The following is a 25,965-nucleotide window of genomic DNA, read 5'->3' as shown; positions in this document are numbered from 1 at the left end:
ACATAAAACAACATGAAAAGATGCACTCTCCATCGTTCATAGTGATTTTTATAGACCTTGAATACACCCCTTAAGAAAGTAGGTTTTTCCGATACTCTTTTGGAGAGACATTACAAATCTTTTTAAATACTTTACTAAAATAATTCGGATCATGATAGCCAACTTCAAACGTAATTTCCTTTAAGCTTCTAGCTGGGTCTCGCATTAATTTCTTCGCTCTTTCTATGCGACAGTCAGTTAAAAAGTCAATATAATTAATGCCAAGCTGCTCTTTGAAAATTTTACTAATGTAAATTGGACTCAAGCCTACTTCTCTTCCTATCGTATCTAAAGAGATATCTTCATGGGCATGTTCAATAATGTATTGTTTTATTTGTTGAATTGTATCTGCTTCAAGTTCAGCGGAATGATCCTCGTGAGACTTTCTCATCCTTTCTAGCAGCTGACGTGTCTCTGCGCGCAGTTGTCTGAAATCAGTTGATTGAAATGAATATAATGGGACATCTGAATCTACCCCCATCTCACTTAAAACGCGGGTGGCAATCCAAAACAGCTCCATTATTCGTTGTTTAGCTTGCTGTAAAACTGTTCCTTCTTGTTCTAACCGATCAATAATGAAGGATAGTTCTTGGAGGATTTTCTCCCATTCTCCGTTCCGGATTCGTTCAAAGTACAGCTGTTCATTTTCCTTCTTCTTTTGCTCGTCTATGTTCGGTGCAATTGCAGGCAGATCGGCATAAAACCGAAATTTGCCCGGAGTGGTTGTATCTCTCGTCGCAATCAGCGATTCTTGGTATGACTGCCTAATTTGTCCTAGTGTGTTATATACATTACCAATCCCAATAAACCATCCCTTATCTCCATCTTTCTTGGCTAAGGTCAATATTTCTCTAGCTAGCAATGTAGCCTGCGTTCGGAACGATTGCTCTTGCTTGCGAAACACGATAATTGGTAATTGACGTCCATATAAAGCACCAACCAACGCACTACCTGTTCTATTCACTTTTTCTTTTACTGCTGAATAGTAGGTTTCAAATCCTTTTGGCACGATCAAACTAACGACAAATTTTTCGTCTGTTGCTTGTATATCTAACAGCTCCATTAACTCTACCAAGTGGACTTCATGAACGTGATCAAATAACAGCTGGGTTACAACATCCGTTTCAAACAAGGACATTGCTTTTTGCAGTGTATTTTCTTGCTGTTTATTCGCTTCTACTATTCTTTGCTCCTCCATAATCTGTGAGAGTATCGCTTCAACAGCTTCAACAATCTCCTTCACCCGACTAGGTTTCACTAAATAGTTAACAACACCTAGCTGCATCGCAATCTTTGCGTAATCAAACTGTGCAAAAGCAGTTACTAATATAAATTTAATAAAGGGATTATCTGATTGCATTTTCTTAATTGCTTCAAGTCCAGTCATACCTGGCATTTGAATATCCATGAACACTAAGTCTGGTTTGTATTCGCCTGCAATCTCTAAAGCGATTCTTCCGTTTTTTGCTTGTTGAATGATAATATTAGAAAAGTGTTTTTCCAAAATAGTCTGTAGCCCGTCACGTTCCACTTGTTCATCATCCACGATTAGTATTTTTATCAACCTTCTCAAGCCCCCTATCCTTTAAAAGATGGATCATCACTTTCGTTCCACTACCTTTTGTACTTTCAATATTCATCACGTCTTCACTTCCATAGAAAAGGCGAAGGCGTTTCACCACATTACTTAAGCCAATTCCGGTGGCGTGCCCGCTAGCGGTGTCTTCCTGCCCCTCTAAAATCTCTTGAATTTTTTCTTCTCTCATACCGGGACCATTGTCTTCTACTTCGATAGTTACCCGGCTGCCGTTATCTTTGATCCGAAACCAAATCGTTCCCCCTTCTTCTTGTGGTTCAACCGCATAAATCACAGCATTTTCAACAAGAGGTTGCAACGTCAGACCTGGAATATCAATGGTAAGGCATGATTCATCGATCTCAGTAACAAAATGGAGTCGATCGGTGTATCTTGATTTTTGAATATCAATATATTGTTTCAACACGTTCACTTCATCAGATAATGTCATCGGCTTATCCAAATGCTTTAAATTATACCTTAACAAACCAGCAACACTTACAAGAAGATCACTCGTTTCTTCTGACCCTTCCATATACGCCTTTTTCGAAAGTGTATTTAACGTATTAAACAAAAAATGTGGGTTTATTTGACTTTGAAGGTTACGCAGCTGACTTTCTTTTAAAAGAAGCTTGTTTTGCTGTAGCTCTTTTTCTAGCTGTGCTTTATGCTGAATCTCTGAAATCAAATTATTAATGTTCACCCGCATTCGATCAAACATTTTTGCTAAAAATGCAATTTCATCATGAGAATCCACTTCGATTTTTAAATCAAACCGTCCTTTGGAAAGCTCGTTCGCTGCACGTGTTAGCTTTTCGACAGGTTTTGTAATTCGAAGAGAGAACCAATAAGTAAACAATAAAAGCAAAAATGTGATTAACAACAGTAACCAAAATCCAAGCTGCTTCAAATCTTCTGACTGATTCATTATTCCTCGATAAAATACATCATACGTTCGTAGCTCTAAATCAATTAATGTTAGTGTTCTTTCTGATATAAAGTTGGATATATGAGTTGCTTCTTTAAACGCTGTCCTCGAGTATTCGGTTTCTTCTTCTGTTTGGAAAAACATTGATCGTTCTACTGTATCAACAAGACTATCCATCAAATTCACATAATTCGTTAAAGCTAATTCGTTTTCTACATTTTTAAATGAAGTAACTTCCTGTTTCATTTTTTGAATTTGCTTTTTGTTCTCATCAATCACTTCAAAGTTCTCAATCGATGGAATCAACAAATAGTTATTCAACGCTGTTACGGTCTGCTGACTTTTCCTTGATATTTCATTCATGATTAAATATCGTTCGAGAATATCATTATATTGATCAAGCATCTTTTGGTTATAGTAAATGAGTGAAACCCACGTTATCGCCATGATCAACACAACAATAATCGCAAGTCCCCAGATTTTCTTTTGTATACTATTCATTGTTCGTCCACCTGTTTTACCATTTGTATGTCTGTAAGATAGCCATCCAAATTAAGCGGCAAAATCTCTCCGTTTAACCAATTCATCATTAATTCCACGCTGAGTGTTCCCATCATTTCTGGAGACTGTTGAATGATTCCATCTATTTTCCCTTGTTTTAGTAGGGTTACTGATGCAAGATCGTCATCAAACGAATAAATATGATACGTTTCAGAGTTTGAGCGTCTATCTATTTCTTCAATAAGATCATCGGAAAACTTGGCATTAACGGTAATAAATGAATCTACATTTGGCATTCGATTTAATAGATCCTTTGTTGTCGCGATGACTTGTTCTCTTGTATCTTCCGTTTCTGCTTCAATTAACGTCACGTTTGGATAATCGGAAAGAAAGTCTTGAATTCCCTTTAATCGTTGCGTTTGGTAATACTCCTGCTTACTATCAAGCATCAGTACAACTTCGCCCGATTCTCCCATATCCTTTACAAGCTGCTCGGCGATCAGTTTTCCTGCTAGATACTGGTTTGAACCCACGTACGTTCTGCGTAAACTTTCAGCCATCGGCACATCATTCGCAACCGTTAAAACAGGTATTCCATAGGAAGCTGCCGTAACCTTTGTGAGTTCTTTAAATCCACTTGTGTCAAGTCCTTGCACGATGATTCCATCTACTTGTGAATAAATCGCGATTTCTATTTGCTTTAGAAAATCTTCCTGATTACCGTAGCTTCCCCATACCTCAAGCCTTGCACCATCCTTCTCGGCCTGCTGCCTCGCTCCTGCACTCACTTTATCCCAAAAAGGCGTGTCCAACTCTTGAGTAATTAAAACGATTCGGTTATCAATAAGCTCTCCGGTAGATTTCGCCGGCAGCTGCCAATCATCATTAAATACTGTTAATGCTGACTGCAACGTATTATAAAAAAGGAACATACATATGGCAACGGTTACAATCGTAACGACTTTTCTCATGGGGTAACTCCTTTATCTTAATAAACTATTTTACATTATAGCAGAAAGGGAAATAAATGAGGGACTCGCAAATGACAGAATCAGAAGCAGGGGGACGGTTCTCGTGCTTCCTTTTAAAGTAAATCACTATCGATTCTATACACAAAAGTGATTAGAAGATTTATCTGGTTCTTTTTACCTCATCAATTCAAACAAAGATATAATAAGTGAAACTTCCTGTTAGGATTAAACGTATGAATAAAAAGAGTTTATGAGAGCGATTAATTTACTTTATCCTAAATTTTTTAGATTTACAAAGTTAATATATTACATGGAGGTTGTCAATTTGAGATACATTATTGCATTTATCATCAGTTTTATTAGTTTTTTCGCATTACAACATTTTAACATCGACAATGTATTTATAAACGTTCTTGTCTTTCTCATTATATTAGCCATTGTCTTTTATCTGATTCTTCATACCGTTGTTTATGAAACAAAGATCGATAAACTCGAGCGATTTTTATTAAAGAATAAAAGAAATCCTAACTTTTATATGATTTATGCTTTAGCTAACGAAATCGATGAAGATGTGAAGGCTATAACAGATTTGCTTTTAAAAAAAACACAAACAAGAGTCACGTCGAGCGATGTATAAGGTCGTCCAAGCATTGTATTTCAAGGATATTGACGAGGCAAAATTATTTATCAATCAAATCAAACCACTAACTTATCGCTTATACTATCAATCTTACATTCTATTAGAAGAAGGCGATTTAGATGGTGCCGTTGATTTAATGGAAAAATTATCAACAAAGTGGATGAAGGATGCCTTATTAGCCGAACATGCTAGGAAACTGAACAACTTACCAAACGCCAAACATTATGCAAAAAATGCGGTGTTACAATCAAAAGGTCTACAACGATATTTATTGCAGAAAACGTATGAACGGGAATTTCGCATATAGACCAATTCGGGTAGAGGCATTACTTAAGAGGAAGCAGCCCGTCAACTTGTAGAGCTTCCATTACGAAGTAAATAGCACAAAAAGCTTGAGGGAATTTTCTAACCGCAAGCTTTTTTCCGTTTGCTCTAATTAAAAGCTACAGCGTTATTTTAAATGTAATTTTTCACATAGTCATGCCAACAGGTGCGACTATCCTTCTCTAATGACTTTTTGACTTTTTTAACAACCGATTATTTCTTTATTTTGCTGTTATCCTCTTTAGTTTACCGTCGATTGACATTGTCGTAGGAACTAATACAACAAAGCCGATTAACATAATTGCAATAACAAAGTCCATTTAATTTCCCTCCCTAGTTGAGTTTCTACCTTATTAATAAAATATTAATCTTAAATTGTTTGTGATTTACAATAGATAACCATATTTTTATCTAGCAAAGCCTCTTTTTGCTCGTGCTCTTTAAGAGTGATGTTTATTTTACACACTAAAATGACTAACAAACAAACGACAACCATTCCACAAGGTATCTTTACTTCTTCTTTCATAGAAACATTCCTCCTCTATTAAACTTAAAGTTTAACAGAAAACTTTCTAATTATATGTTCCTTAAAATAAAACAGACGCGTTTCCTAGAGAAATGCGTCCTTTATTGGATTGCTTAAAATGGATAGTAGGATTTCTGTTCACCAAAACAGACAGTTAAAGAATTTACTTCTGAAGTCTGTTTTGCAGTTGTTCTAAAGAAAATAACGCAAATTCTTTTACATCCTTTTTTTTACTCTTAGAAAGCTCCTGCAAAACCTCAAATAGATATTCATCTTCTAAGTCCCCTTTATTGTCGCCTTCCGCACAGCATGATAAATATAGAAGTAGATTAAAATGAACTTTTGGCTTTTCATGATGCCTCATCTTTTCAACCATATATCGTAGCAATTCGTTATCAGTTGAAAGGATCTTTGTGAATAAACGGTCAATTTCTTTTGGTGTCCCCTTGCTTATCACATCATCTATTTTAGTGTAGTAATCTTTGATCTCTTTTTCGGACAGGACAGTATTAAACAAATTGGTTTCCTCTTCTTCATTATAAACAACAAGTCCGTTAATAAATTCTTCAAAACTCTTTGCTAATCTAATTACTTGATTTTCTTCAACATCAATATAAATAACAGAAGGTTCTGCTTTCCTTTTCCTATAATCAAGTGCGATCCAGGAATGTCCGTCCCCAGCGAGTATTACAACGTTCTTTGGTAGACCCCATTCTTTAATTAGATATTCACTATCTAAAATGCCTTTTTCCTTACCTAATCCTATACCAAATAAGTGATCAACATTTACATGGTTATCCGCCCATGACGTTGGTACATCTGTGGGATGAGCATTAAATTTTATATAACCACCATTTTGTTGTTTTAAGATATTTATGTAGGAAATAGGCAATTTAATGTTTAAAGTTTCTTCCGCAATTTTTACAGCCTCATCTGATAACGGCTCCAATTTGCCATACTCATTATCTTTTTGCCAAATACTATTCATAATAAAGTCCTCCCTTAATCTGTTCCTATTACACCAATTTATGTGGGTAGCGCACCCGATTCTTAAAGTTTATTGTTAAAAGGAAGCACCAGTTTATTTAATATCAACGTTTCATCTGCACTTTATATTTCTAATTCATACTCATGGATCTTAACCGACTTCACATGGCTTACCTCCGTTAAACCAATTTAATTTTTCAACAAGCTATCTATTAAAAATTTGTAATAGAGGTTTACGAAGCTAAAGTAAACAACAGCAGAACTAATAATAAATACTAAGAAATCCTTTATCGTTTTTTCTCCCATCATTATTTCCTCGTTAAAATAAAGATTCATATTTTCACTTAACGTAATAGGAGCTGTAAAGATTGATAGTATTAATCCTATAACAGCAAAAACTCCATATATATTTAACACAGTTCTTATTGTAATTTCCTTTTTTGTCACTATTTCAACATTTTGAGACGTTTGTGGATTAATCGCCAAACTGCTATCCCTCCCATTTTTCAATGTATAATAACTATACGACTTCAGAATAAACTACATAGTTCATTTTCTACTCAAATGGTTGTTAGACCAAATATGCCAAACTGCCATATAATGACTCCAAAAATAGTAAATAATAGTGCTTCCCCGACACACAATACGTAATACCTAGATTTAGGATCATCCTTCCACCAAAAGATTGATTCGATTACTGAAGGTATAGCTGCAAGTAAAAAACAGAGTCCTAGTAATAACATCTGTGAAATAATTCCTACATGCTGAAAGTAATAAAAGAGTACAAGTACTGGAATGACGATAGTAGCTACAATTATATTAATGATTTTGTGTTTCTTGCTAACAAACTCCTTATGATAAGGCGCTTTTTCCACCTTGAATATCTTTATAAATGCCACATTCAATAAAAATTTTAAACAAAAAAACAGTGCTCCAAATAATAAGAGTTTTGAAATGACCATCTGTTCCCTCCTCTAATATAACTTTGTTAAACTGCTACAAGGACCCGTTTGTTTAATAATCAATCATGTTTTAGATATTGGGATATAATTTGTAAGATAAGCACCTAAAATCAACAAAATAACAGTAATAGACCATGGTAATCATCACCCACAGTTCCTTGTTTAACTATACGTTTTTCAACTTAATAAGTTTCATTTCTAAATTCCTCTCTTAAAAATGCCACTTTTTTTATTTTTTAACACTAATCATGAAATTACAAAAACAAATAAACGACCAACTATTGTTGATCGCATTACTTATTCCGCATTCGACTTCCACGTATGTAATTTACAACTAAAACCCAATTTATTTATCCAAAGGTTTCTTGTAATATTCACGTAGTTCAGGTGCATTTTCTTTCCATTCTATTATACGTCCATGGATCAATTGATCGAGAACATCCAAGCACCTATGCCAACCTGCAGCTATATATATCGCCATTTCTCGATCATCAAACGTATGACAAAGTTCAAGGTGCACCCTTCATCCACTACATCTATGCGCATCTCTAACAAATCATTAACTTCCCGAAACACAAAGGAATATGGACGATTAAATTCGGTAATCACTGCCTCATAAATGGCCCCTTCACCATCATCGAACTTTATCTTGCCACCAACACGAAGATCTATCTCCCCAGTTGCAAATGGATACCACTGAGTAAACTGTTCTGGATCCGATATAAACGAGATACTTTTTCAGGACTAAATGGATATTTCCGTTCAAAAACTAACACTTGTCTTCCATCTTCTTCATGGAGACTGCCATAGTTACTCATCAATGTTACCTCCTTTATCGTTTATCGGTGCTCTTGATGACTTTAGCAACTTTGTGAAACATAATTATTATTTATGGTGAATTACTTTTAAAACAATTAACATAAACAATCATTTGTTGAAAAAAATTACGGCTTATTTAACAGTATCTTATTAACTAATATTGCGCAAACACACTAGATGACTCTGCGAAAAGAACTAGTTTTAGACTAAAACAATAAAAACAGACAGCAATTTTCTCTGTCTGTTTTTATCTTAAAAAATGAATCTAATCTTGCTTTTAGCAGCTTTCTACAATCAAACTTAATTTCGGAAAATAATAAAAACCAGGTAAACGATATAGATGATTGCTAATATAGTACCCTCAATTCTTGAAATTTTGTGATTGGTTCTTGAAATTATAAGTAATAGGATTGTCACAACAATCATAACCCACATATCAAGAAATATTTTTGGATCCACAGCTAATGGGTGGATAGTTGCTGATGCCCCTAAAATGAAGAAGATATTGAAGATATTACTACCAACAATATTACCTAAAGCGATCTCAGTTTGTTTCTTCATAGCTGCTGTTACAGAAGTGACCAACTCAGGAAGTGATGTTCCCACAGCTACTATAGTCAAACCAACTAGAGTTTCACTCATCCCAAGCGAGAGAGCAATTTGGATACTATTTTCGACAACAAGATATCCTCCAAAAACAATCCCAACTAGGCCACCGACTGTAAATAGAATGTTTTTCATCCACGATGGATTCACCACAATAGCAGGATTCTCAGCGTTTATCTGATCACGATTATTCCTTGCCATCTCAAAAACATAGTAAAGAAATACGGCAAAGAAAAGTAGCAAAAGGATACCCTCGGTTCTCGTAATAAGATTTAGTTCTGAGTATTGAAGTTGGACATCACTAATGAGGATTAGAAGTGAAATGGCTGCTAGCAAAGCGAAGGGGATTTCTTTTCTTATTGTATCGCTTTGAACAGCTAATGGAAATACAAGCGCCGTCACTCCTAAAATAAACGTTGCATTAAAGATATTGCTTCCAACGACATTTCCAACTGCAACATCGCTGTTTCCTTCAAAAGCAGCAATAAAGCTGACCGATGCTTCCGGTGCGCTCGTACCAAAGGCTACGATTGTCAAGCCGATTAACATTGGAGAAACCCTCAAAGTTTGTGCTATCTTCGAGGCTCCTTCCACAAAATAGTCAGCCCCCTTAATTAATAGAGCAAATCCTATAAGCAATATAAGGTAGGTCATGTGTTCACTCCTTTAAGAAATTTCATAAATACCTTTGCAATATACATTTATTTAGTATAACCAGGGAGCTAAATTCAAACACGCTTTCTCTGTTGGGATCTCGTCTTAATTAGTTATTGCAAAAGAATGTTGAATTTCCCTTTTATGATCAATCACATATTCTTCATAAATGATAAAGTTTAATAGGTCCATTTTCTTTACTAAAAACTGATTATATTCATATTCTCCACATCTAATATTGCCAGAATAATAAACCGAATGATGTTGTCATAATATTCCTGATCAGAAATCTTAATTTCTAAAAATCCTTGCAATGTTTCTCACATTTACACACTTCTTATACCCCAATTTACATAGCCCTAATCGTTAGTTTAAGAACTTAATTTTTCAACTCACTATAAGTGATGATTTCCGCTTAATTCCCCTCAGGTGAAACAGCTAATAGGAATAGTGTCATATAGTTTTACACCCTTTATTTCACAAACACTTTCACCAATAGTCGCTTTCCGACCATATAAAAAACCACTCCGGCCAAAAATGTGAAAGCCAATAAGGCTGATACGCTTGTATTAGAAGCTACACCAAACGAGACACTACTATCTAGCAAATATACATTGTCATAGGAATCTTCAATACTTGGTGTATAAGCCATCGTCTGGAAATATCCGATCAACATTGGAATGGCAATAACAAGAAAGAAGCAGGGGGACGGTTCTCGTGCTTCCTTTTAGGAAGGGCTGGACGACTTCTCCTGCACCAGTATCGATATTAAGACCGTCCCTATCATAGGAGACAAACACCTTAGCACAATAGGGTAAAGTGTTTTTTGTTATATAAATACATGCACTACGATCCGCTTATTAATAGCAGTGCACCTTTACGGGGTCTTAGATGCACTAATGAACAGTGCTGTGACTGGAACTTTTGGGACCATCTGCACAAATGTTACTGAAGACCTTCTAGCAAAACGCCTTGCTTTTGAGGTGTTCGATGACTTGTCTTCATCCTTCTATAGGAAGCGTGAGAACCGTCCCTCCGCTTCCTTCTCACGACACTTCTTACAGGTCTTTGGTAGCTGAAATCCTTTTTGCTTAAAAAATTTCTGTTCACCTACTGTAAATGTAAATCGTTTACCACATACCCAGCATTTTAAAGGAAAATCTGATGGTGCTAATCCATTTAAAGCTTCATTGATCGATTCTGCTCTTACCTGAATAAGTTGTTCATCAACAGGTTCACGATTCTCTAATGCTTTTATGGTCGTTCGAATCGCTTCTTTTACCTTCTTATATTCGATTTTTTCCCATAACATTAAATAAGGAATGAATGCTGGATTTCCTGATTCTTTCACTTTTTCAAGCAATAATAAAATCATTTGTCGATTCCGATCCTTTAGATAACTCATATCTTGGTCAAGTTTACCCTGATTTACCCACTCCTGCCATTCACTAAGAAGTTCATCTGTCAATTGATCAGATTCAATTTGCCAGCCTCGCTCTGTGAATACAATCATGGGTAACTTACCACTATACTCAATATCAAGAAAATCAAAATCAATCATCCAATCAATTTTTTCGGTAATAATGTCAAGTTTCTCTGACTTATAATAGCCATACACAGGGCATGTATCGAGTCCCAATTCTAATACTTTTTTCTCACGTGACCCTTTTAAGATTTTCGCAAGAAGTGTTCTGCCTCCTCGTGCAATAATTACATCCGCTGCTCTCAAAATTGCTTTGATTTCTTCATTAGGTAACCGATTTCTATTAGGTGTTTTCAAAACGGTAGATCATCCCAATCTTCTGGAATTTTAGCCTCTTCCTTTATCTGTTTAGAGGTTGGTGTTATGGTTAATACCTTCCCAAATTTTTCCTCATACAAATCACGAACCCACAATTTCACAGGAGCTTTCCATTTCTGATCTTTTGTGGGTATATTTTTAATTAAGCTCTTTGGAGTCATGCCTAATTGTTTTGCCATTTGAATATCAGCTTCGTTTAGTCGACATCTCTTTTTCGCCTCTATCCAAGCCTCATCTTTCTTCCTTTTACTCACAATTCATCTTCCTATGTGGCAAACTATTTTTTAAGATTTTAGCAAAATCTAAACATGATTTCCACACAAAAAAGGCGACAAAAAGATTAAGGGCAGATTAGTTTTTTCTCCCGTTCATTTTATATGTTTATGATACAAAGTCTCCCATTCTATTAGCTGAAATGAAGCACGAGAACCGTCCCCGTGCTTCCCCACTAGTTAAATCCAAGCACCCCATGCGGAATGTAACGCTCTTCTAGAAAGGCGACTTCCTCCTCCGTTAATTTAACGGAAAGTGCACCAACGGCGTCTTCCAAATGAGACATTTTCGTCGCTCCAATGATTGGTGCGGTGACTGGGTCTTTTTGAAGCACCCATGAGAGAGCTATTTGGGCCCGAGGAACACCACGTTTTTCCGCAAGCTGTGCAACTCGTTCGACCACCGCACGATCCGCTTCTGCTGCCTGCGCATAAAGAGTTTTTCCAAATTCATCTGTTTCCGTACGAGCAGTTGTTGTATCCCAGTCACGTGTCAATTTCCCTCTTGCCATCGGACTCCACGGAATCACAGCAATTTTCTCTGCGCGACAAAGTGGCAACATCTCGCGTTCTTCTTCACGATATAAGAGATTTAAGTGATTTTGCATCGAAACGAATCTTGTCCAACCATTCTTTTCAGCAATATGTAAGGCTTTAAGAAATTGCCATGCGTACATCGAAGAGGCTCCGATGTATCTTGCTTTTCCCGCTTTCACGACGTCATGTAGTGCTTCCATTGTTTCTTCAATCGGCGTTTGGTAATCCCATCTATGAATTTGATACAAGTCGACATAATCAGTTCCAAGTCGTTTTAGGCTGTTATCAATTTCACTCATTATCGCTTTTCGAGAAAGTCCCGCACCGTTAGGACCTTCGTGCATACGACCATGAACCTTCGTCGCAAGAACGATTTCATCACGATTTGCATAATCCTTCAACGCCCGCCCAACAATTTCCTCACTCGACCCACCAGAATACACATTCGCAGTATCAAAGAAATTAGTCCCATAATCTAGAGCCTTCTTAATAATAGGACGACTTTTCTCTTCATCAAGTACCCACTGATGACCACCACGCTCTGCTTGCCCAAAACTCATACATCCAAGACAAAGGCGGGATACATCCATGCCTGTATTACCGAATTTCACATAATCCATTTCTGAAAACCTACTTTCTACTAAATTTTTGAAAAGCACGGGGACGGTTCTGAGTGCTTCCTCTAAATCTTTTGGTGAAGCGTGAGAACCGTCCCAGCGCTTCCTATTCTTAAATCTTTCATTTCCATTTTTGTTGGATAAAATCCTTCTTATTTTTTATTTTATTATTTGAAGCATGAAGCATGGGGACGGTTCTCATGCTCCCTTTTGATTATTAGTTGGGGCTAGTGAGGTTTTACACACTTCATTTAAGAGTACTGGAGACTTTGCCGTTTCATTTAAGCAACTTTATTAGCATTAAAGACAGAAAAATCACCTCAACACAACAGTGTTAAGGTGATTATTTTAAAGTAGAGATTAACATTTCAAAGTCTTTTTTTTCAGATGCTAAAATTTAATTAAATTCCATTTCAAATTCCACAGATCTTCCTATTTATCTAGCTCTACTGTCTACTTAATCCTTCAATGTCAGATTCCGCCTTGTAGACTCTTTTATTTAACACTTCAGTTTTATCATCAACATAATCTACAATTTTGTCTGTCTATAAACCATACTATTGATAATTTCCTTCTGCATTTTTTCTTGACCAGCTTCTAGTCTAATCTGTCCTTGTTTTAATTCATTGATGTCTATACGCATTCCATCTATGTCAGTTCTCATCTCTTTTAGTTCAATTAAAATTCGACTTAAGATCTGTTCCATCATATTTCCCTCCGCCCAATTCTTTATTAATTATATCAACTCATTCCAATTAATCATGCATAATATAGTAAACTTTCTTCGGCTATAAAAATGCAAAAATAATTACAAGTTGGAATTTTTCAAAGTATTAATTGAGTAGTCATCGAAAGAATGTGTAATCTTACCAAGAGGCTTGATAAAGAAGAATATTTTCGTCAAAAAAAGAGGGTTGTTTTAAGAGGTTTTCAAAGATAGTGTAACTTCTCTCTATCTCATGAAAATAATAAAAGTCGTAGCTTGTACTCCCCCAGTATGGACCTGGCATTGTAGGTAATGCATCATAGGGTTTCACCTTGTTTAATAAAATCATTTCACAATTATTATAAAGAATTGCAATATGGTGTCTTTTCACTTCATAAGAGAACATATCATCGTTACCCTCTTGGACATTTGTAACAAACCAATGATGAAGCCAGTTTGCCTTTCTCCAATATGCAATTTCAGTTACAATACTATCCCACTCCCGGCCAAATTCCTCATAGTGGCGTACAAATCCTTTTACCTTTTGATATAATTCATTCCCTTCTTCTTTCCATTTAGCTAAGTTTCGATCAACCAGATAGAGCTGTTTTAATTCCATTCCATCAATCCTTGGTAGTGAAGCAAGATACATATCAAGACCCATATAAAACCTCCTAATTTTTTCTTAGGATCATCTATTCCTCGGTGAACAAAGGCACAGAAGTGAGTAATCTCCCTTCTAACATATTTATATGACTAAGTTTTTGAGATGAACTAAAAAAATTGTTGATCAAAGTTTTTTAGAAAAAGATAAGCTGTTGAAGTTGTTAACTAGTAGAATTGCCATTTGAGGTTGATGAAGAAGTTGATGATCCATCCAAATTTTACATTATTTTGTATTTATTTTAAATAGATTTTGAGAAAATAAATATAGAAGATGTTGCTATATTTTTTTACGATTATAAAATAAATTAAAAACGCCCTTGGAAAAAGGCGTTTCATTTTATTAAATAAAAAGGTTTAAATCTCGCTTGTTTCACCTACATTTGCTCTTACCAAACTCCAATCGCTTCGATAAAAACGGATCATCACACAAACACCAAATGCTGTTAAATAGGTGTATAACGAAATCCATGCACCTATACTCGCTAATTCCAAAGTAAAGGTTAATAGATAGCTAAGGGGAATAAATAATAACCACCCGAGGATTAGTGACGTTTTCAGTAAGAAGGATGTATCTCCAATCCCTCTAAGTCCCCCAGCGTAGAAATTTAACAGTCCATCAAATAATTGAAGAAAAGCTGAAATCATAATTAATCTAGCAGCAAGCTCGTAAACTGCTGGGTCATGGGTATACACCCTGGCAATCGGTTCTGCGAAAAAGAATTGCAAGATTCCTAGGATGAATAAAAAGATGCTACCGATGATCGCTGTATTGGTACCAGCCTTTTTACCTTCGAATGGCTGCCCCCTTCCTACCTCCTGACCAACAAGGATGGTCGCGGTCGAACCAAAGGCAAAAGCCGGCATGAACCCAAGACTCATCACCGATAATGCCACTTCATTTGCTGCCAAAGCTTCTGTCCCTAATCTAGTGACAAACGCGGTAAACACAAACATAGCCATACTCATTGAGAATTCTTGAATCCCCAGTTTCGAGCTTTCTCCAAGAATCAGCTTCGATTCTTTATAATTAAATGCCACTCTTGATCTAGTTTCATAGCTTTTGTGAAGTTTAATAAAATAAACATAAGCACAAATAAGAAAGATGACAAATTCACCAATTAACAGTGCAAGACCTGCACCAAATAAGCCCAGTTTTGGTAAACCTAGATTTCCATACGTGAGACCATAAGTTAAAATAATCATAATGACGTTTCCAACCACAGAACTAATCATAGGTGTTTTTGTATCACCTATGCCACGAAAAAAACCATGAAATACAAATATAAAGATTGAAAATAGCATCGCATAAAATCTTATTTGGAGATATGTGCTTCCTTCCTCAATCATTTCAACAGAACTACCCAGGACTCTAAAAATACTTTCCGGAAAAAACAGTCCTACGAGAAAAGTGAAAATACATGCAAAAACACAAAGGTAGAAGGCTATGTATGTTCGTTCAACACCTTGCTTCATCGTATTGGAGCCATAGTTTTGAGCAACTAAATAGTTCGTCGTATGACCAATCCCTGAAAACAACGCCCATGCATTATACATAATGATATTCGAGACACCTACAATGGCAATCGCAAGTGCCCCAAGTTGCCCTACCATGATGAGATTGATGGTACCAGTGAGTGTCATGGAAGCAAATGAGGCAATTGATGGAATGGCCAGAAGAAGTATTTTTTTCCAATCCTTAAGCATGATTTTTTCCCCTAATCTGAAGTTTTTAATTTTATTATACAATCAAATTTACGAATGACTAGAGAGAATTCGGGAAATCTTTCCATCCCCCACTGCTATGAGAAAAAGTTAAGAATTCACTTCCATACTACCGTTAGGTAATAAAAAAATTGATACACAGTTGGATTTAACTTAAGCTTTTAGTAGAAATCTAAAAATGAACATTTCTAATAGAAAGGATGACCAAAAGTGAATACAGAACAAACCTCATTTTCAACTAAAGAGATAGCCGTATCTTTTTTGCAGCTCGTCGCATCGGGGAATATTCGTGAAGCATTTCAGAAATACATAAGTCCTAGCTTTTTTCACCATAATCCCTTTTTCCCCGGTGATGCAAACTCTCTGATGCTCGCGATGGAAGAGAATGCTACCCAAAATCCGAACAAAGTACTTGAGGTAAAGCATGCCATTCAAGAGGGAGAAACGGTTATGGTTCACTCCCATGTGAAGCAACATCCAGATGACCTAGGCGGCGCTGTTGTTCATATTTTTCGATTTGAAGATAACCGCATCGTTGAATTATGGGATATAGGACAAGCTGTACCAGAGAATTCACCGAATGAAAAGGGGATGTTTTAAGAACATGGCAAATGCACCCCAAACTGTATGTGTAAAATGGCTGTTGTATCAACACAATTTCATCCTTATTTGATATAAAATTACCTTACAAAAAATATAAGCGGAAATATTCCGGTTAAACGGCTGAATAGAGCTCAATTCGGGGTATATAAGCGGAGGTTCTCCGGTTAAGCAAAGTAAATTGATCCATTTTGACGATTTTTGAGTCAATAGTCGGAATTTATCCGTCTATTTAAGCTATTGGACGTTTATTTTTCTTAATAAGAGAAATTTCTCCGCTTATTTTATCAAACCATTCCTGATTCCCTCTTCTGGGTCACTGGGGGGCCGCTCCTTTATGGTTAAGATATTGAGTGGAGTGTGGAGTGAAGGGACATTAGTATAACAGGCAATAAAAAATGGCTCAGTTTAAGTGAACTGAGCCATTTTATTATTTTAATAGCAAAAACAGATACAAAAGCCAGTAAAAATTTATTTCATATTCGGATTTTACGACAGGAAACGGAACCCAGTATCATTTCAACCCGCTCATTACATTAATAAAACCTATTGACCCTGACCTAAAGAATATCCTCTTTCACCGTTAAATTTATAGAGGTTTTCAATTTTAATAAAATCTAAATTTGCTTGGTTGATTCTGTTTAATAGCTCAACAATTCCTTTGTTGCTGTTTCCGTCTTGTGTTTCACTGAATTCGAAGCGGCAACGCCAGTGATCTGTTGTAAATGTTTCCGGGAAACCATTTGGATATACTTTCACTCCGCGATTTGTTATTACAGCTAATTTAAAATCCGGACCAGAGAGTTCTTCTAGTTTGTGACCGATTTCATCAGGTGTAAGTTCATTGTTAAATAGAAACACATCGACTCCATCTAATTCACGAACCACATCTGCTTTAGGACGATCCTTTACTGCTGGATTAAGAGTAAAGTTTGTTTCTTCAGAAGGCTCTACCTGTTTATATTCTACAGGTGTATAAGTTGAAGGTTTTTGACCTAATCTGTCAATAACCGCATCGGCAAACTCAACGGTGCCAACTGATTTACCACCCTTAGTAATATCTCCTGTATGAACACCGTCTTCTAATGTTTTTAGCCATGCATTATGAATTTTTGTCGCCACTTCAGGTTGACCAATATGTACTAACATCATGATTGCACCGTTAATAAGACCAGAAGGGTTCGCGATTCCTTTTCCTGCTATATCAGGCGCACTACCATGGATTGCTTCAAACATCGCCACTTGGTCGCCAATGTTTGCAGAACCAGCAAGTCCAACACTTCCGGTGATCTGTGCAGCTACGTCAGAGGCGATATCGCCATAAAGATTTGGCATTACAATCACATCAAAGTCTTGAGGTGTATCTGCAATTTTTGCCATTCCGATATCGATAATCCAATGCTCTGTCTCGATTTCTGGGTATTCTTCGGCAACTTCTCTAAATACTTTATGAAAAAGCCCATCAGTTAATTTCATAATGTTATCTTTCGTAAAGCATGTTACTTTTTTACGATTGTTTTTTCTTGCATACTCGAACGCATAACGAACGATTTTTTCACTACCAGGACGAGTAATTAATTTAAGACATTGAACCACTTCTGGAGTTTGTTGATGTTCAATACCTGCATATAAGTCTTCTTCATTTTCACGAATAATGACAAGATCCATATTCGGATGCTTTGTCTCAACAAACGGTGCATAAGACACGTTTGGTCTTACGTTTGCATATAGACCTAATGTTTTCCGAATGGTTACATTTAAACTTTTATACCCTCCACCTTGAGGTGTTGTGATAGGACCTTTAAAGAATACTTTAGTACGTCTAAGTGATTCCCAAGCCTCATCAGGGATCCCCGAAGAATTTCCTGCCAAAAATACTTTTTCTCCTATATCAATGAACTCAGGCTCAATTGTCGCTCCTGCATGTTCCAATATTTTCAGAGTGGCATCCATAATTTCAGGGCCAATACCGTCCCCTCTAGCAATAGTTATTTTTCGTTTTTGTGTCATGAATCGATTCCTCCCGTATTAACTATTCAAGAGTTTTGTTTTGATCGAGCACTTTGAGTGCTTCAATGACATTTGCACAGTCAACATCTTTTACAAAACTCTTATATAAAAAACCCCTTATCTATCTATTCTACCCTATTCTAATATAATTCTCCCATCATTTGCATTAGCAACGTAGACTTTTTGGTACGATTTCAAGTTAACGTTATTTAATGTGTTTTATGCCTGTTATTTTTTGTGTCTTTCATTCTAATCTTTTTACCAATTTATCCTTGGTTGTATTACCTTAAAGCACATGACTAGGTGCATTCTCAGAAATTCAAAACGGAGACAGTTTACCTGTCTCATTTCCTTTACGTTGCTTGTATATATAGCAACAGCAATAATTGTAATAATAATCACGTAAACACTAGCAAAGGTAAGAAACATCTTAGTTTTAATTGATAGTGAACGAAAAAATGATATCATTTTATCCTCCAAAGAAGGTCTTAAAGAGTTTCTTTAATTCTTTATTAATCTACTCCGAAAAATACTTAATTTCGGAATTCCATTCGCTGCAGTTCAACTAAGTTCCTCCATGGTGCGAATAATTCATTCGCATAGTGGTCTAACCTGAAAATAACTTGGGCTAGCGAGTCGCATTCGCTGCATCTCCCCTCTATGTGAGCACACTATTTTCATCTTCTATGGTGTATTTACACAATACTCATTCTCATGGACGTCTACAGAAAACAAACAGGGACAGCGTCTGATGTGCACCCCAATTGTTAGACACAACAACTAACAATTGGAGGTGCACTTTTACATGAAGAAGAAATACCCTTTAGAAATAAAGATAGCTGCAGTAAATGAATATCTTGAAGGCGGAGAGTCTATCAGGCAGACAGCCCAAAAGTACAATGTTAATAAAACGATGTTACACAGATGGGTAGCGAAATTTCAAAATCATGGTATATCTGGCTTAGAGGAAACCTATACAAAATACTCATTTGAGTTTAAAATGGACGTACTTAATTATCTGAACGAGATGGGAGCGTCCATCGAAGAAGTTACTGCAGTATTTAATGTTTCTTCATCTGCCATAGTGTATAAGTGGAAGAATCTACTTGAAACACAGGGAATTGACGCTCTTAAAAAGAAGAAAAAGGAGCGTCCTTCACCCATGAAAAAGCAACCTAAGAATAATCAACCAGTAGAAGGAACTGAAGAAGCACTACGTGCTGAAATTGAACAACTTCGTATGGAGAATGCATATTTAAAAAAGCTACAAGCCTTAATTCAGGAAAAGAACTCACAGAAAAAGAAAAGGCACAGGTGATTTATGAATTAAGGCGTGAATTTAAGGTGATTGACTTGATAAAGTTCGCTGAAATGCCACGTAGCACGTATTATTATTGGGTAAAACAAATGGATAAACCAGATAAATATAGTGAAATGAAAGAGGTTATCCAACAGATCTTTGACGAACATCAAGGTCGATATGGCTATCGACGTATCACACTGGAATTACGTAATCGGGGTCATGTAATTAATCACAAAACAGTCCTTCGCTTAATGAATGAGATGGGTTTAAAATGCTTAGTTCGCATGAAAAAATACCGTTCATATCGTGGAAAAGTGGGTGAAGTCGCACCGAATATACTAGAGCGAGATTTCCAAGCTACGAAGCCAAATGAGAAGTGGGTTACAGATGTGACAGAATTCCATTTGTTTGGCGAGAAACTTTATCTTTCACCTATTCTGGACCTTTACAACGGTGAAATTATTGCTTATAACCTAGAGAAACGTCCAGTATACACACTTGTATCTAAAATGTTAGATACGGCCATACAACAATTAGACGACCATGATTGCCCTATCCTTCACTCTGATCAAGGCTGGCATTATCAGATGAAGAAGTTTCGACACACCTTACAGAAGAATGGAATTACCCAAAGTATGTCTCGCAAGGGCAATTGTTTAGATAATGCAGTAATGGAGAACTTTTTTGGATTATTAAAGAGCGAATTACTTTATTTAAGAGAAATTGAGAGTATGGATCATTTCAAACTAGAATTAGAGAAATATATTTACTATTATAATCACAAACGGATTAAGCAAAAATTAAAAGGTATGAGTCCGATTCAATATCGAACTCATACCCAGCAAGCTGCTTAATAGCTTGTGTCTAACATTTTGGGTTCAGTTCACGTCCTGTCCCTAAAGTAATTAAATCTTTCCTGTGGTTTTAGTCTTTCAACGGATAATCAACAACAATGACGTCTTCAATCACTCCATCTAAAGACGAAACGAACTTTTGATGAATTGGATGAGGAACATATTCGTTTAGCGCCTCTTTCGTTTCAAAAGTAACTCTTAATCCTAATTGAAACCCCTTTGCATTTTCCTTTTCATCAGTGACGTTTATGCCTGCTGTTAGATCAATAATCCCAGGAATATTTTTTTTGAATTGCTTAAGCTGAACTAACAATTCTTCCTCTTTTATTGATGTGAAATTATTATTGAACTTAAAAAACACTAGATGTTCATACATGCATTTCAACTCTCTTCCAATTGACTGTACTATCTATTGGTGCTGCGATTACACTTCTACAGACCAAACTCTCGAATCAAGTACGTCGGCGTACAACTCCATGCATGACAATAACTATTTATTAAGTGGCTACCATATGGTGAATATGCTTTATCATTCGGGTTATACAGCTCCCAGAATGTATCTGCACCATCATTGATCATCCCACCCCAATAGTGTTTTAAAGAGGAAATGGCTTGTTCTTTTTCTCCTACGAGCAACAATGCTTCAACATAATGGTGATACATATACGGAGTATTCATCCCTATAGCTGGATTTTCTTTCATTAACCTAGTTAATAATTGCTTACTAGATGTTAATTCCAACACTTCTGCTAAGACCATCCACACTTGAGTTGCCCATGAAATTTGCTTCTGCTCACCACTTACGAAGAATCCCGTTTCCTCATTCCACAAATATTCGATAGTCGCTCTTTCAATCTCAGTGAGTTTATCTACAAGATAATCCTTTTGCTCACTTTTTAGAATTTCAGCCAATTTAATCGCTCTTTTTAATGTGTATATCAAGATAGCTTGAGAAGGCGCCTGTTTATTTAATTCCTCATGCCAATCAATAAAGGACCACCACGAAGGATCATCTTGCACAATGTTTCTTTCATCTAATCTTTGTAGCGCAAGCTCCACTTGACGATAGGCTGATGGCCAAAGATCCTCAAGGGTCTCTTTATCATTTGTAGCAATATAATAATCGAAAAGGGTTGTCGTAAAAAACAATGAATAATCAAACAAGTACGTATCATCTGCAATGATTGATGGTTTCATAAATAAATTAGCTGAAATTCGTCCTCCCTCATCTGGTACAGCTGCAAACAAGTATAAGCAGCGTTTGACAAGATCATTATTTTGGAACGTCACATAATTAGCCAACGCTTGAAGTCTTAAATCACCCAACCATAATCGGCGGTCCCGCTTAGGACCATCTTCGAATACTTCTTGCATACAATCCTGAAGGGTTTTAATACTTACATCATCGATTTTTTTCATCATCTCGTCTGGATGAGACAATTGGACAACTTTCTCATTATTTGCAGACGTCACTGTCTTACAGTAAATGTCTGCAAACGATACTTTATATTTTGGCGATGTATTCAAGACATCTATTCTCAAATAACGGAAGCTATATCTTCTTGGCAATTTTAACTCTTCTGGTAAAACATCCACATGAAGAACTTCTTCTTGTAACCACGAGCTACTGATCCAGCCATTATATTCAGAAAATGGCTCAGATACTTCTACCGGCATTTCCCCAAATGTAAATTTCACATGTAAAGGTGCATCTGGTGGGCTTCCAACAGGAACAATTCGCATGGACACATACCCAACGAGATGATCTCCAAAATCAATTATGACCGATTCACCTTTTCCTAAGGAACGATCTTGTAATGCTTCAATAGGTCCAACTGTTTCTGTTTTCCAACCATGAATATAATCATCATTTTTTGTTGTCTCCACTAGCTGTAAAGGCTCTTGTTTTTCTTCTAATAGTGGCGTTAAAAGTTGATCTGCTTTTTCAAGAAAAAATTGATTGACTTGAATGACCCTATTCTCAACTTTTTGTATATTCATGAGATTTCCTCCTTTAAGGAGTCGTGTTAAAAATTAACTAAGATTTAATTCTACCGACTCAACAAGATTTAGTTCTTTCACCAGCTTTTCTAGTCCATCATGCGGAATTTTCGCTTTACCTGGAGAAGCCAATTCTTTAAGCGATAATACTTTCAAGTTCGCTGTTGGGTTTGGCCTTGTGATACCAGGTGAATATTTTTCTAGGATTTCCTTAGTCTGATCATTATCAAGTAAATCAATCAACCTTGTATTTATCGTATAAATCTTTTTCATTCCTTTTTCATTAGGATAGATAAATTGATAGGTTCCAGATCCTACTTCTAGTCGAACATCACCCTCAGCTTCAGTAATCGACAGAACACCATCTACATTATTTATATATCTTCCATCTTCCTGAAGATTTTCAATATTGGCATTTGGAAGTATTACTTGCGCAGTGGTATTAACAGGAATTTGAACCGTCAGACGAACTTCTTCCTCAGTTAAGTTCCAAGAAGATTCTATTTTTCCATACATCGATTCAAAATTCGCACTTACATATGTGAAATCTGTACCACCAATTCTAGGCTGAATTCGGATTCTTTTATAAGCTGGTACACTTTCTTCCATTTCAATCCCCGCTAAAACACGATACATCCAATCTCCAATCGCGCCATAAGCATAATGGTTAAATGAGTTCATATCATCGCTCCAAAAGCTGCCATCAGGCTTAATGCTATCCCAGTGCTCCCATATCGTTGTAGCACCTTTTGTGATTGAATATATCCAAGAAGGATACGTATCTTGTAATAGTAATTTTACAGCCGTTTCATGATAGCCATTGTTTGATAATGCAAAGGCTAGATAAGGTGTCCCGACAAAACCTGTTGTAAGATGGTAATCATTATCTAAAACATGCTCATTTAGTTCAAACGCAGCTCGATCGCGAACCTTTCCATCAACTAAATCAAACACAAGCGAAAGAACATAAGCTGTCTGAGTTTGTGAAGTGAGCCTTCCGGTTGATGACACAAATTCAAGATTAAAATGCTGCTTAATTCCTCCAAGTAGTTCGGTATATGTGCGCACATCCTCTGCTTTCTCTAGGACTACCGCTGTATCTCTTAAAACCCTCGTTGAGTATGCATAGAATGCTGTTGCAATTAAGTCTCGTGCTGTGGCACCAATATAGCTATTTTCTTTTGCATCCAAGGCAAGCCAGTCCCCAAGCTGAAAACCGTTATTCCAGAGGAATTCATTCTCACCTTGACGTCGAATAAACTCAACCCAATTTTTCATACTTTCATATTGTTCAGCTAGTATTCGTTTATCACCATTTACAAGGTAAACCGTCCAAGGACATATAACAGCTGCATCTCCCCAAGCAGTTGAAGAAGATTCACCATCTGGTAACACATTTGGAATGACAAATGGTACACCACCATCTTTAAATTGATCAGCTTTTAGATCCCGTAACCACTTTGTAAAGAATGGTCCACCTTGATAATTAAACATTGCTGTACGGATGAATACTTGAGCGTCTCCTGTCCAGCCTAATCGTTCATCACGCTGTGGGCAGTCCGTTGGTAGATCCACAAAGTTCCCTCTTTGGCCCCAGACAATATTTTGTTGAAGCTTATTCACAAGTGGATTAGATGTCTCAAACTCACCTGTTTTGTTCATATCGGTATGAATCACTTCTCCAACAAAATTCTCAACAGGCAACTTTCCATTTTGAAGAGGATATCCTTCCACTTTTACGTAGCGGAAGCCTTGGAATGTAAAAATCGGTGCATACTCTTCCATCCCTTCGCCTTTTGTAATGTATTCCACTGTTTGTCTCGCGCTTCTTAAGTTGCCAAAGTAAATATTCCCGTCCTTATCTAGTACCTCGGCATGCTTCAATACAATTTTTGTACCCGCAGGAGCTTCTACTTTTAATCGAATTCTTCCGACCATATTTTGACCCAAATCAATTACTGTATCACCTGCTGGAGTTATAAATACAGATTGAGGAAAAATTGTTTCAGTCACTCGTGTCGGGTTGTTTTCCTGAGCTACTAAGTTGGTAGGGAATTCAGAGGCAACAACTGTACTTTTCCAATTCGAGTCATCAAATCCAATTGTGTCCCACCCCTTCTGCTCAAGACGTGCATCATATGTTTCACCGTGATAAAGTTCCGAGTACAATATTGGTCCTGTGGTCGCTTTCCATGTTCCATCAGTTAAAATAAGCTCTTCTGTTCCGTCTTGGTAGCGGACATGCAATTGAAGTGTCACACCACGCTTGTCACCATAAATATTTCTCTTGTCTTCCCAAGTTAAATCTCCTTTGTACCACCCATTGGCTAACAATACACCGATGACATTTTTACTTCCAGTTAACTGTGATGTCACATCGTAGGTTTGATACTGAATTCTTTTGTTGTAACTAGTCCATCCTGGGGCTAGTAAATCTTCTCCCACTTTTTCTCCGTTAAGACTAAGTTCGTACACCCCTGCGGCTGTCGCATAAATACGTGCTGAAGCAATTTCTTTCTTTAACTGTACTTCTTTTCTTAAAAGAAAAACCGGAGTTTGATCAATTTCACTTGGATTTGGTGTAATCCACTGTGCCTGCCATTCACTTTGGTCAAGAAAGGCAGTTTCCCACCATGCCACATCACTCCAGTCTGAATCAAGACCATCCTGATTCCAAACCTTTACACGGTTAAAATACCTTTTATGGGATTCTAATTCTGGGCCTGTGTATTCAATATGAAGGGACTGTTCTGATTCGGTATAACCAGAATCATATAACGGTTGTTCGAAGTCAGTCTCTGAAAGAGACACTTGATATTGATATGCAAGTTGTTTTGTTCCACGCTGAGTTGATTCGATCTGCCAGCTTACTCGCGGCTTTTTCACGTCAATGCCAAGTGGATTTGTTTTGTATTCGCATGATATATTCACTACTTTTAAGTCTTGCATTTACATCTTTCCTTTCCCTATTTATTGATTTTTGTACTAATAATTTTCTATCTTATCTACCTTGAAAATACCTAGTTATATGAGTTCCATTCGCTGTGATCCACCTGCTTTCCGCGGGGCGGTCCGGAAGCCTCCTCGTCGCCTATGGCTCCTGTGGGGTCTTCCGAAACCGCTTCATCCCGCAGGAGTCTGGTGGCTCTCCGCTCATTCCACACATAGGAACAAAACATTTTCATTCTTCATGGTGCAATTACTCAGTTGCATGGAGATCTACCCTGAAAATCACTTAGGTAGAAGAGTTCCATTCGCTACGATCCACTCGCTTTCCGTGGGGCGGTTCGTGAGCCTCCTCGTCGCTTTAGGCTACGGGGTCTCACGAAACCGCTATATCCCA

25 protein-coding genes and 1 pseudogene are annotated in these 25,965 nt (G+C 36.8%); 4 read left to right on the top strand and 22 right to left on the bottom strand.

Annotation, left to right across the window (positions count from 1 at the left end; translation table 11 throughout):
- Positions 1 to 70: 70 nt before the first annotated feature.
- The 3 genes from BK579_RS07810 to BK579_RS07800 are packed head-to-tail and all read right to left on the bottom strand — an operon-like array spanning position 71 to position 4,015.
- Positions 71 to 1,603, bottom strand: a complete 1,533-nt coding sequence (locus tag BK579_RS07810) for a response regulator (RefSeq protein WP_078544652.1) — start codon at positions 1,601 to 1,603, stop codon at positions 71 to 73.
- A complete protein-coding gene (locus tag BK579_RS07805) occupies positions 1,578 to 3,044 on the bottom strand; it encodes a sensor histidine kinase (protein WP_078544651.1) in 1,467 nt (488 codons plus the stop codon). Before BK579_RS07805 ends, BK579_RS07810 begins: the two co-directional genes overlap by 26 nt.
- Positions 3,041 to 4,015 carry a sugar ABC transporter substrate-binding protein gene (locus BK579_RS07800; protein WP_078544650.1) on the bottom strand — a complete coding sequence of 325 codons (975 nt, stop codon included), beginning with the start codon at positions 4,013 to 4,015 and terminating at the stop codon, positions 3,041 to 3,043. Before BK579_RS07800 ends, BK579_RS07805 begins: the two co-directional genes overlap by 4 nt.
- A 325-nt stretch (positions 4,016 to 4,340) precedes the next feature.
- Here BK579_RS07800 and BK579_RS07795 point away from each other — a divergent pair, with 325 nt between their 5' ends.
- Complete coding sequence (locus BK579_RS07795; RefSeq protein WP_078544649.1) at positions 4,341 to 4,652, top strand: hypothetical protein; 312 nt, start codon at positions 4,341 to 4,343, stop codon at positions 4,650 to 4,652.
- Positions 4,645 to 4,962 (top strand): hypothetical protein, encoded by a 318-nt coding sequence (locus BK579_RS07790; protein WP_078544648.1) that lies wholly within the window; start codon positions 4,645 to 4,647, stop codon positions 4,960 to 4,962. Before BK579_RS07795 ends, BK579_RS07790 begins: the two co-directional genes overlap by 8 nt.
- 387 nt (positions 4,963 to 5,349) lie before the next feature.
- Here BK579_RS07790 and BK579_RS25530 read toward each other — a convergent pair whose 3' ends face one another.
- From BK579_RS25530 to BK579_RS07730, 15 genes and pseudogenes are all read right to left on the bottom strand, one after another.
- Positions 5,350 to 5,505: a hypothetical protein gene (locus BK579_RS25530; protein WP_169891091.1), complete on the bottom strand. Its 156-nt coding sequence runs from the start codon at positions 5,503 to 5,505 to the stop codon at positions 5,350 to 5,352.
- Between the two features lie 523 nt (positions 5,506 to 6,028).
- Positions 6,029 to 6,496 (bottom strand): annotated as a pseudogene (locus BK579_RS26920) (SMI1/KNR4 family protein); the annotation flags it as partial.
- 185 nt (positions 6,497 to 6,681) lie between these two features.
- Positions 6,682 to 6,978, bottom strand: a complete 297-nt coding sequence (locus BK579_RS07780; protein WP_078544646.1) for a hypothetical protein — start codon at positions 6,976 to 6,978, stop codon at positions 6,682 to 6,684.
- 74 nt (positions 6,979 to 7,052) lie between these two features.
- A complete protein-coding gene (locus BK579_RS07775) occupies positions 7,053 to 7,454 on the bottom strand; it encodes a DUF4181 domain-containing protein (protein ID WP_078544645.1) in 402 nt (133 codons plus the stop codon).
- A 346-nt stretch (positions 7,455 to 7,800) separates the two neighbouring features.
- Complete coding sequence (locus BK579_RS26330; protein ID WP_235848378.1) at positions 7,801 to 7,974, bottom strand: SRPBCC family protein; 174 nt, start codon at positions 7,972 to 7,974, stop codon at positions 7,801 to 7,803.
- A complete protein-coding gene (locus BK579_RS26325) occupies positions 7,920 to 8,126 on the bottom strand; it encodes an SRPBCC family protein (protein WP_235848560.1) in 207 nt (68 codons plus the stop codon). Before BK579_RS26325 ends, BK579_RS26330 begins: the two co-directional genes overlap by 55 nt.
- Positions 8,123 to 8,272 (bottom strand): hypothetical protein, encoded by a 150-nt coding sequence (locus tag BK579_RS26320; RefSeq protein ID WP_235848377.1) that lies wholly within the window; start codon positions 8,270 to 8,272, stop codon positions 8,123 to 8,125. The genes BK579_RS26325 and BK579_RS26320 overlap by 4 nt, the downstream gene beginning before the upstream one ends.
- 301 nt (positions 8,273 to 8,573) lie before the next feature.
- Complete coding sequence (locus tag BK579_RS07765) at positions 8,574 to 9,533, bottom strand: calcium/sodium antiporter (RefSeq protein WP_078544644.1); 960 nt, start codon at positions 9,531 to 9,533, stop codon at positions 8,574 to 8,576.
- A 472-nt stretch (positions 9,534 to 10,005) separates the two neighbouring features.
- Positions 10,006 to 10,209 (bottom strand): hypothetical protein, encoded by a 204-nt coding sequence (locus tag BK579_RS26060; protein WP_204524695.1) that lies wholly within the window; start codon positions 10,207 to 10,209, stop codon positions 10,006 to 10,008.
- Positions 10,210 to 10,542: 333 nt separating this feature from the next.
- Positions 10,543 to 11,313: an RQC-minor-1 family DNA-binding protein gene (locus BK579_RS07755; protein WP_078544643.1), complete on the bottom strand. Its 771-nt coding sequence runs from the start codon at positions 11,311 to 11,313 to the stop codon at positions 10,543 to 10,545.
- Positions 11,310 to 11,588, bottom strand: a complete 279-nt coding sequence (locus BK579_RS07750) for a hypothetical protein (RefSeq protein ID WP_235848376.1) — start codon at positions 11,586 to 11,588, stop codon at positions 11,310 to 11,312. The genes BK579_RS07755 and BK579_RS07750 overlap by 4 nt, the downstream gene beginning before the upstream one ends.
- 194 nt (positions 11,589 to 11,782) lie before the next feature.
- Positions 11,783 to 12,763 (bottom strand): aldo/keto reductase, encoded by a 981-nt coding sequence (locus BK579_RS07745; RefSeq protein WP_078544641.1) that lies wholly within the window; start codon positions 12,761 to 12,763, stop codon positions 11,783 to 11,785.
- 526 nt (positions 12,764 to 13,289) lie between these two features.
- Positions 13,290 to 13,466 (bottom strand): hypothetical protein, encoded by a 177-nt coding sequence (locus tag BK579_RS07740; RefSeq protein ID WP_235848375.1) that lies wholly within the window; start codon positions 13,464 to 13,466, stop codon positions 13,290 to 13,292.
- 160 nt (positions 13,467 to 13,626) lie between these two features.
- Positions 13,627 to 14,130 (bottom strand): hypothetical protein, encoded by a 504-nt coding sequence (locus BK579_RS07735; RefSeq protein ID WP_078544640.1) that lies wholly within the window; start codon positions 14,128 to 14,130, stop codon positions 13,627 to 13,629.
- A 356-nt stretch (positions 14,131 to 14,486) separates the two neighbouring features.
- Positions 14,487 to 15,836, bottom strand: coding sequence for an MATE family efflux transporter (locus tag BK579_RS07730; RefSeq protein ID WP_078544639.1), 1,350 nt, complete (start codon positions 15,834 to 15,836; stop codon positions 14,487 to 14,489).
- A 228-nt stretch (positions 15,837 to 16,064) separates the two neighbouring features.
- Here BK579_RS07730 and BK579_RS07725 point away from each other — a divergent pair, with 228 nt between their 5' ends.
- Complete coding sequence (locus BK579_RS07725) at positions 16,065 to 16,454, top strand: nuclear transport factor 2 family protein (protein ID WP_078544638.1); 390 nt, start codon at positions 16,065 to 16,067, stop codon at positions 16,452 to 16,454.
- A 546-nt stretch (positions 16,455 to 17,000) separates the two neighbouring features.
- Here BK579_RS07725 and BK579_RS07720 read toward each other — a convergent pair.
- Positions 17,001 to 18,464, bottom strand: coding sequence for an NADP-dependent isocitrate dehydrogenase (locus BK579_RS07720; RefSeq protein ID WP_078544637.1), 1,464 nt, complete (start codon positions 18,462 to 18,464; stop codon positions 17,001 to 17,003).
- Positions 18,465 to 19,269: 805 nt separating this feature from the next.
- Between BK579_RS07720 and BK579_RS07710 the strand changes: the two genes are divergently transcribed.
- A protein-coding gene (locus tag BK579_RS07710) for an IS3 family transposase (protein ID WP_139365065.1) occupies positions 19,270 to 20,621 on the top strand; the annotation gives its coding sequence in 2 pieces (ribosomal slippage) (positions 19,270 to 19,729 and positions 19,729 to 20,621; 1,353 coding nt in all).
- Positions 20,622 to 20,691: 70 nt separating this feature from the next.
- Here the strand turns inward: BK579_RS07710 and BK579_RS07705 are convergent.
- Genes BK579_RS07705 through BK579_RS07695 form a run of 3 tightly spaced genes read right to left on the bottom strand, consistent with a single transcriptional unit; the run spans position 20,692 to position 25,571 of the window.
- Entirely contained in the window at positions 20,692 to 20,997 is a 306-nt protein-coding gene (locus BK579_RS07705; RefSeq protein WP_078544635.1) for a Dabb family protein, read from the bottom strand.
- 56 nt (positions 20,998 to 21,053) lie between these two features.
- Positions 21,054 to 22,622: an alpha-L-rhamnosidase-related protein gene (locus BK579_RS07700; protein ID WP_078544634.1), complete on the bottom strand. Its 1,569-nt coding sequence runs from the start codon at positions 22,620 to 22,622 to the stop codon at positions 21,054 to 21,056.
- Between the two features lie 33 nt (positions 22,623 to 22,655).
- Complete coding sequence (locus tag BK579_RS07695) at positions 22,656 to 25,571, bottom strand: alpha-L-rhamnosidase (RefSeq protein WP_078544633.1); 2,916 nt, start codon at positions 25,569 to 25,571, stop codon at positions 22,656 to 22,658.
- Positions 25,572 to 25,965 lie beyond the last annotated feature (394 nt).

Source organism: Litchfieldia alkalitelluris (assembly GCF_002019645.1).
GTDB lineage: Bacteria > Bacillota > Bacilli > Bacillales > Bacillaceae_L > Litchfieldia > Litchfieldia alkalitelluris.
This window is presented reverse-complemented; position numbering and strand designations above follow the sequence as displayed.

What these genes read in the sequence shown, in the direction of transcription:
- BK579_RS07790 (WP_078544648.1), top strand. Translation starts at nt 4,645, where the DNA reads ATGTATAAGGTCGTCCAAGCATTGTATTTCAAGGATATTGACGAGGCA.
- BK579_RS07695 (WP_078544633.1), bottom strand. Translation starts at nt 25,571, where the DNA reads ATGCAAGACTTAAAAGTAGTGAATATATCATGCGAATACAAAACAAAT.
- BK579_RS07700 (WP_078544634.1), bottom strand. Translation starts at nt 22,622, where the DNA reads ATGAATATACAAAAAGTTGAGAATAGGGTCATTCAAGTCAATCAATTT.
- BK579_RS25530 (WP_169891091.1), bottom strand. Translation starts at nt 5,505, where the DNA reads ATGAAAGAAGAAGTAAAGATACCTTGTGGAATGGTTGTCGTTTGTTTG.
- BK579_RS07705 (WP_078544635.1), bottom strand. Translation starts at nt 20,997, where the DNA reads ATGTATGAACATCTAGTGTTTTTTAAGTTCAATAATAATTTCACATCA.
- BK579_RS07740 (WP_235848375.1), bottom strand. Translation starts at nt 13,466, where the DNA reads ATGGAACAGATCTTAAGTCGAATTTTAATTGAACTAAAAGAGATGAGA.
- BK579_RS07730 (WP_078544639.1), bottom strand. Translation starts at nt 15,836, where the DNA reads ATGCTTAAGGATTGGAAAAAAATACTTCTTCTGGCCATTCCATCAATT.
- BK579_RS07775 (WP_078544645.1), bottom strand. Translation starts at nt 7,454, where the DNA reads ATGGTCATTTCAAAACTCTTATTATTTGGAGCACTGTTTTTTTGTTTA.
- BK579_RS07800 (WP_078544650.1), bottom strand. Translation starts at nt 4,015, where the DNA reads ATGAGAAAAGTCGTTACGATTGTAACCGTTGCCATATGTATGTTCCTT.
- BK579_RS07745 (WP_078544641.1), bottom strand. Translation starts at nt 12,763, where the DNA reads ATGGATTATGTGAAATTCGGTAATACAGGCATGGATGTATCCCGCCTT.
- BK579_RS07765 (WP_078544644.1), bottom strand. Translation starts at nt 9,533, where the DNA reads ATGACCTACCTTATATTGCTTATAGGATTTGCTCTATTAATTAAGGGG.
- BK579_RS07805 (WP_078544651.1), bottom strand. Translation starts at nt 3,044, where the DNA reads ATGAATAGTATACAAAAGAAAATCTGGGGACTTGCGATTATTGTTGTG.
- BK579_RS26320 (WP_235848377.1), bottom strand. Translation starts at nt 8,272, where the DNA reads ATGAGTAACTATGGCAGTCTCCATGAAGAAGATGGAAGACAAGTGTTA.
- BK579_RS07735 (WP_078544640.1), bottom strand. Translation starts at nt 14,130, where the DNA reads ATGGGTCTTGATATGTATCTTGCTTCACTACCAAGGATTGATGGAATG.
- BK579_RS26060 (WP_204524695.1), bottom strand. Translation starts at nt 10,209, where the DNA reads ATGTTGATCGGATATTTCCAGACGATGGCTTATACACCAAGTATTGAA.
- BK579_RS07720 (WP_078544637.1), bottom strand. Translation starts at nt 18,464, where the DNA reads ATGACACAAAAACGAAAAATAACTATTGCTAGAGGGGACGGTATTGGC.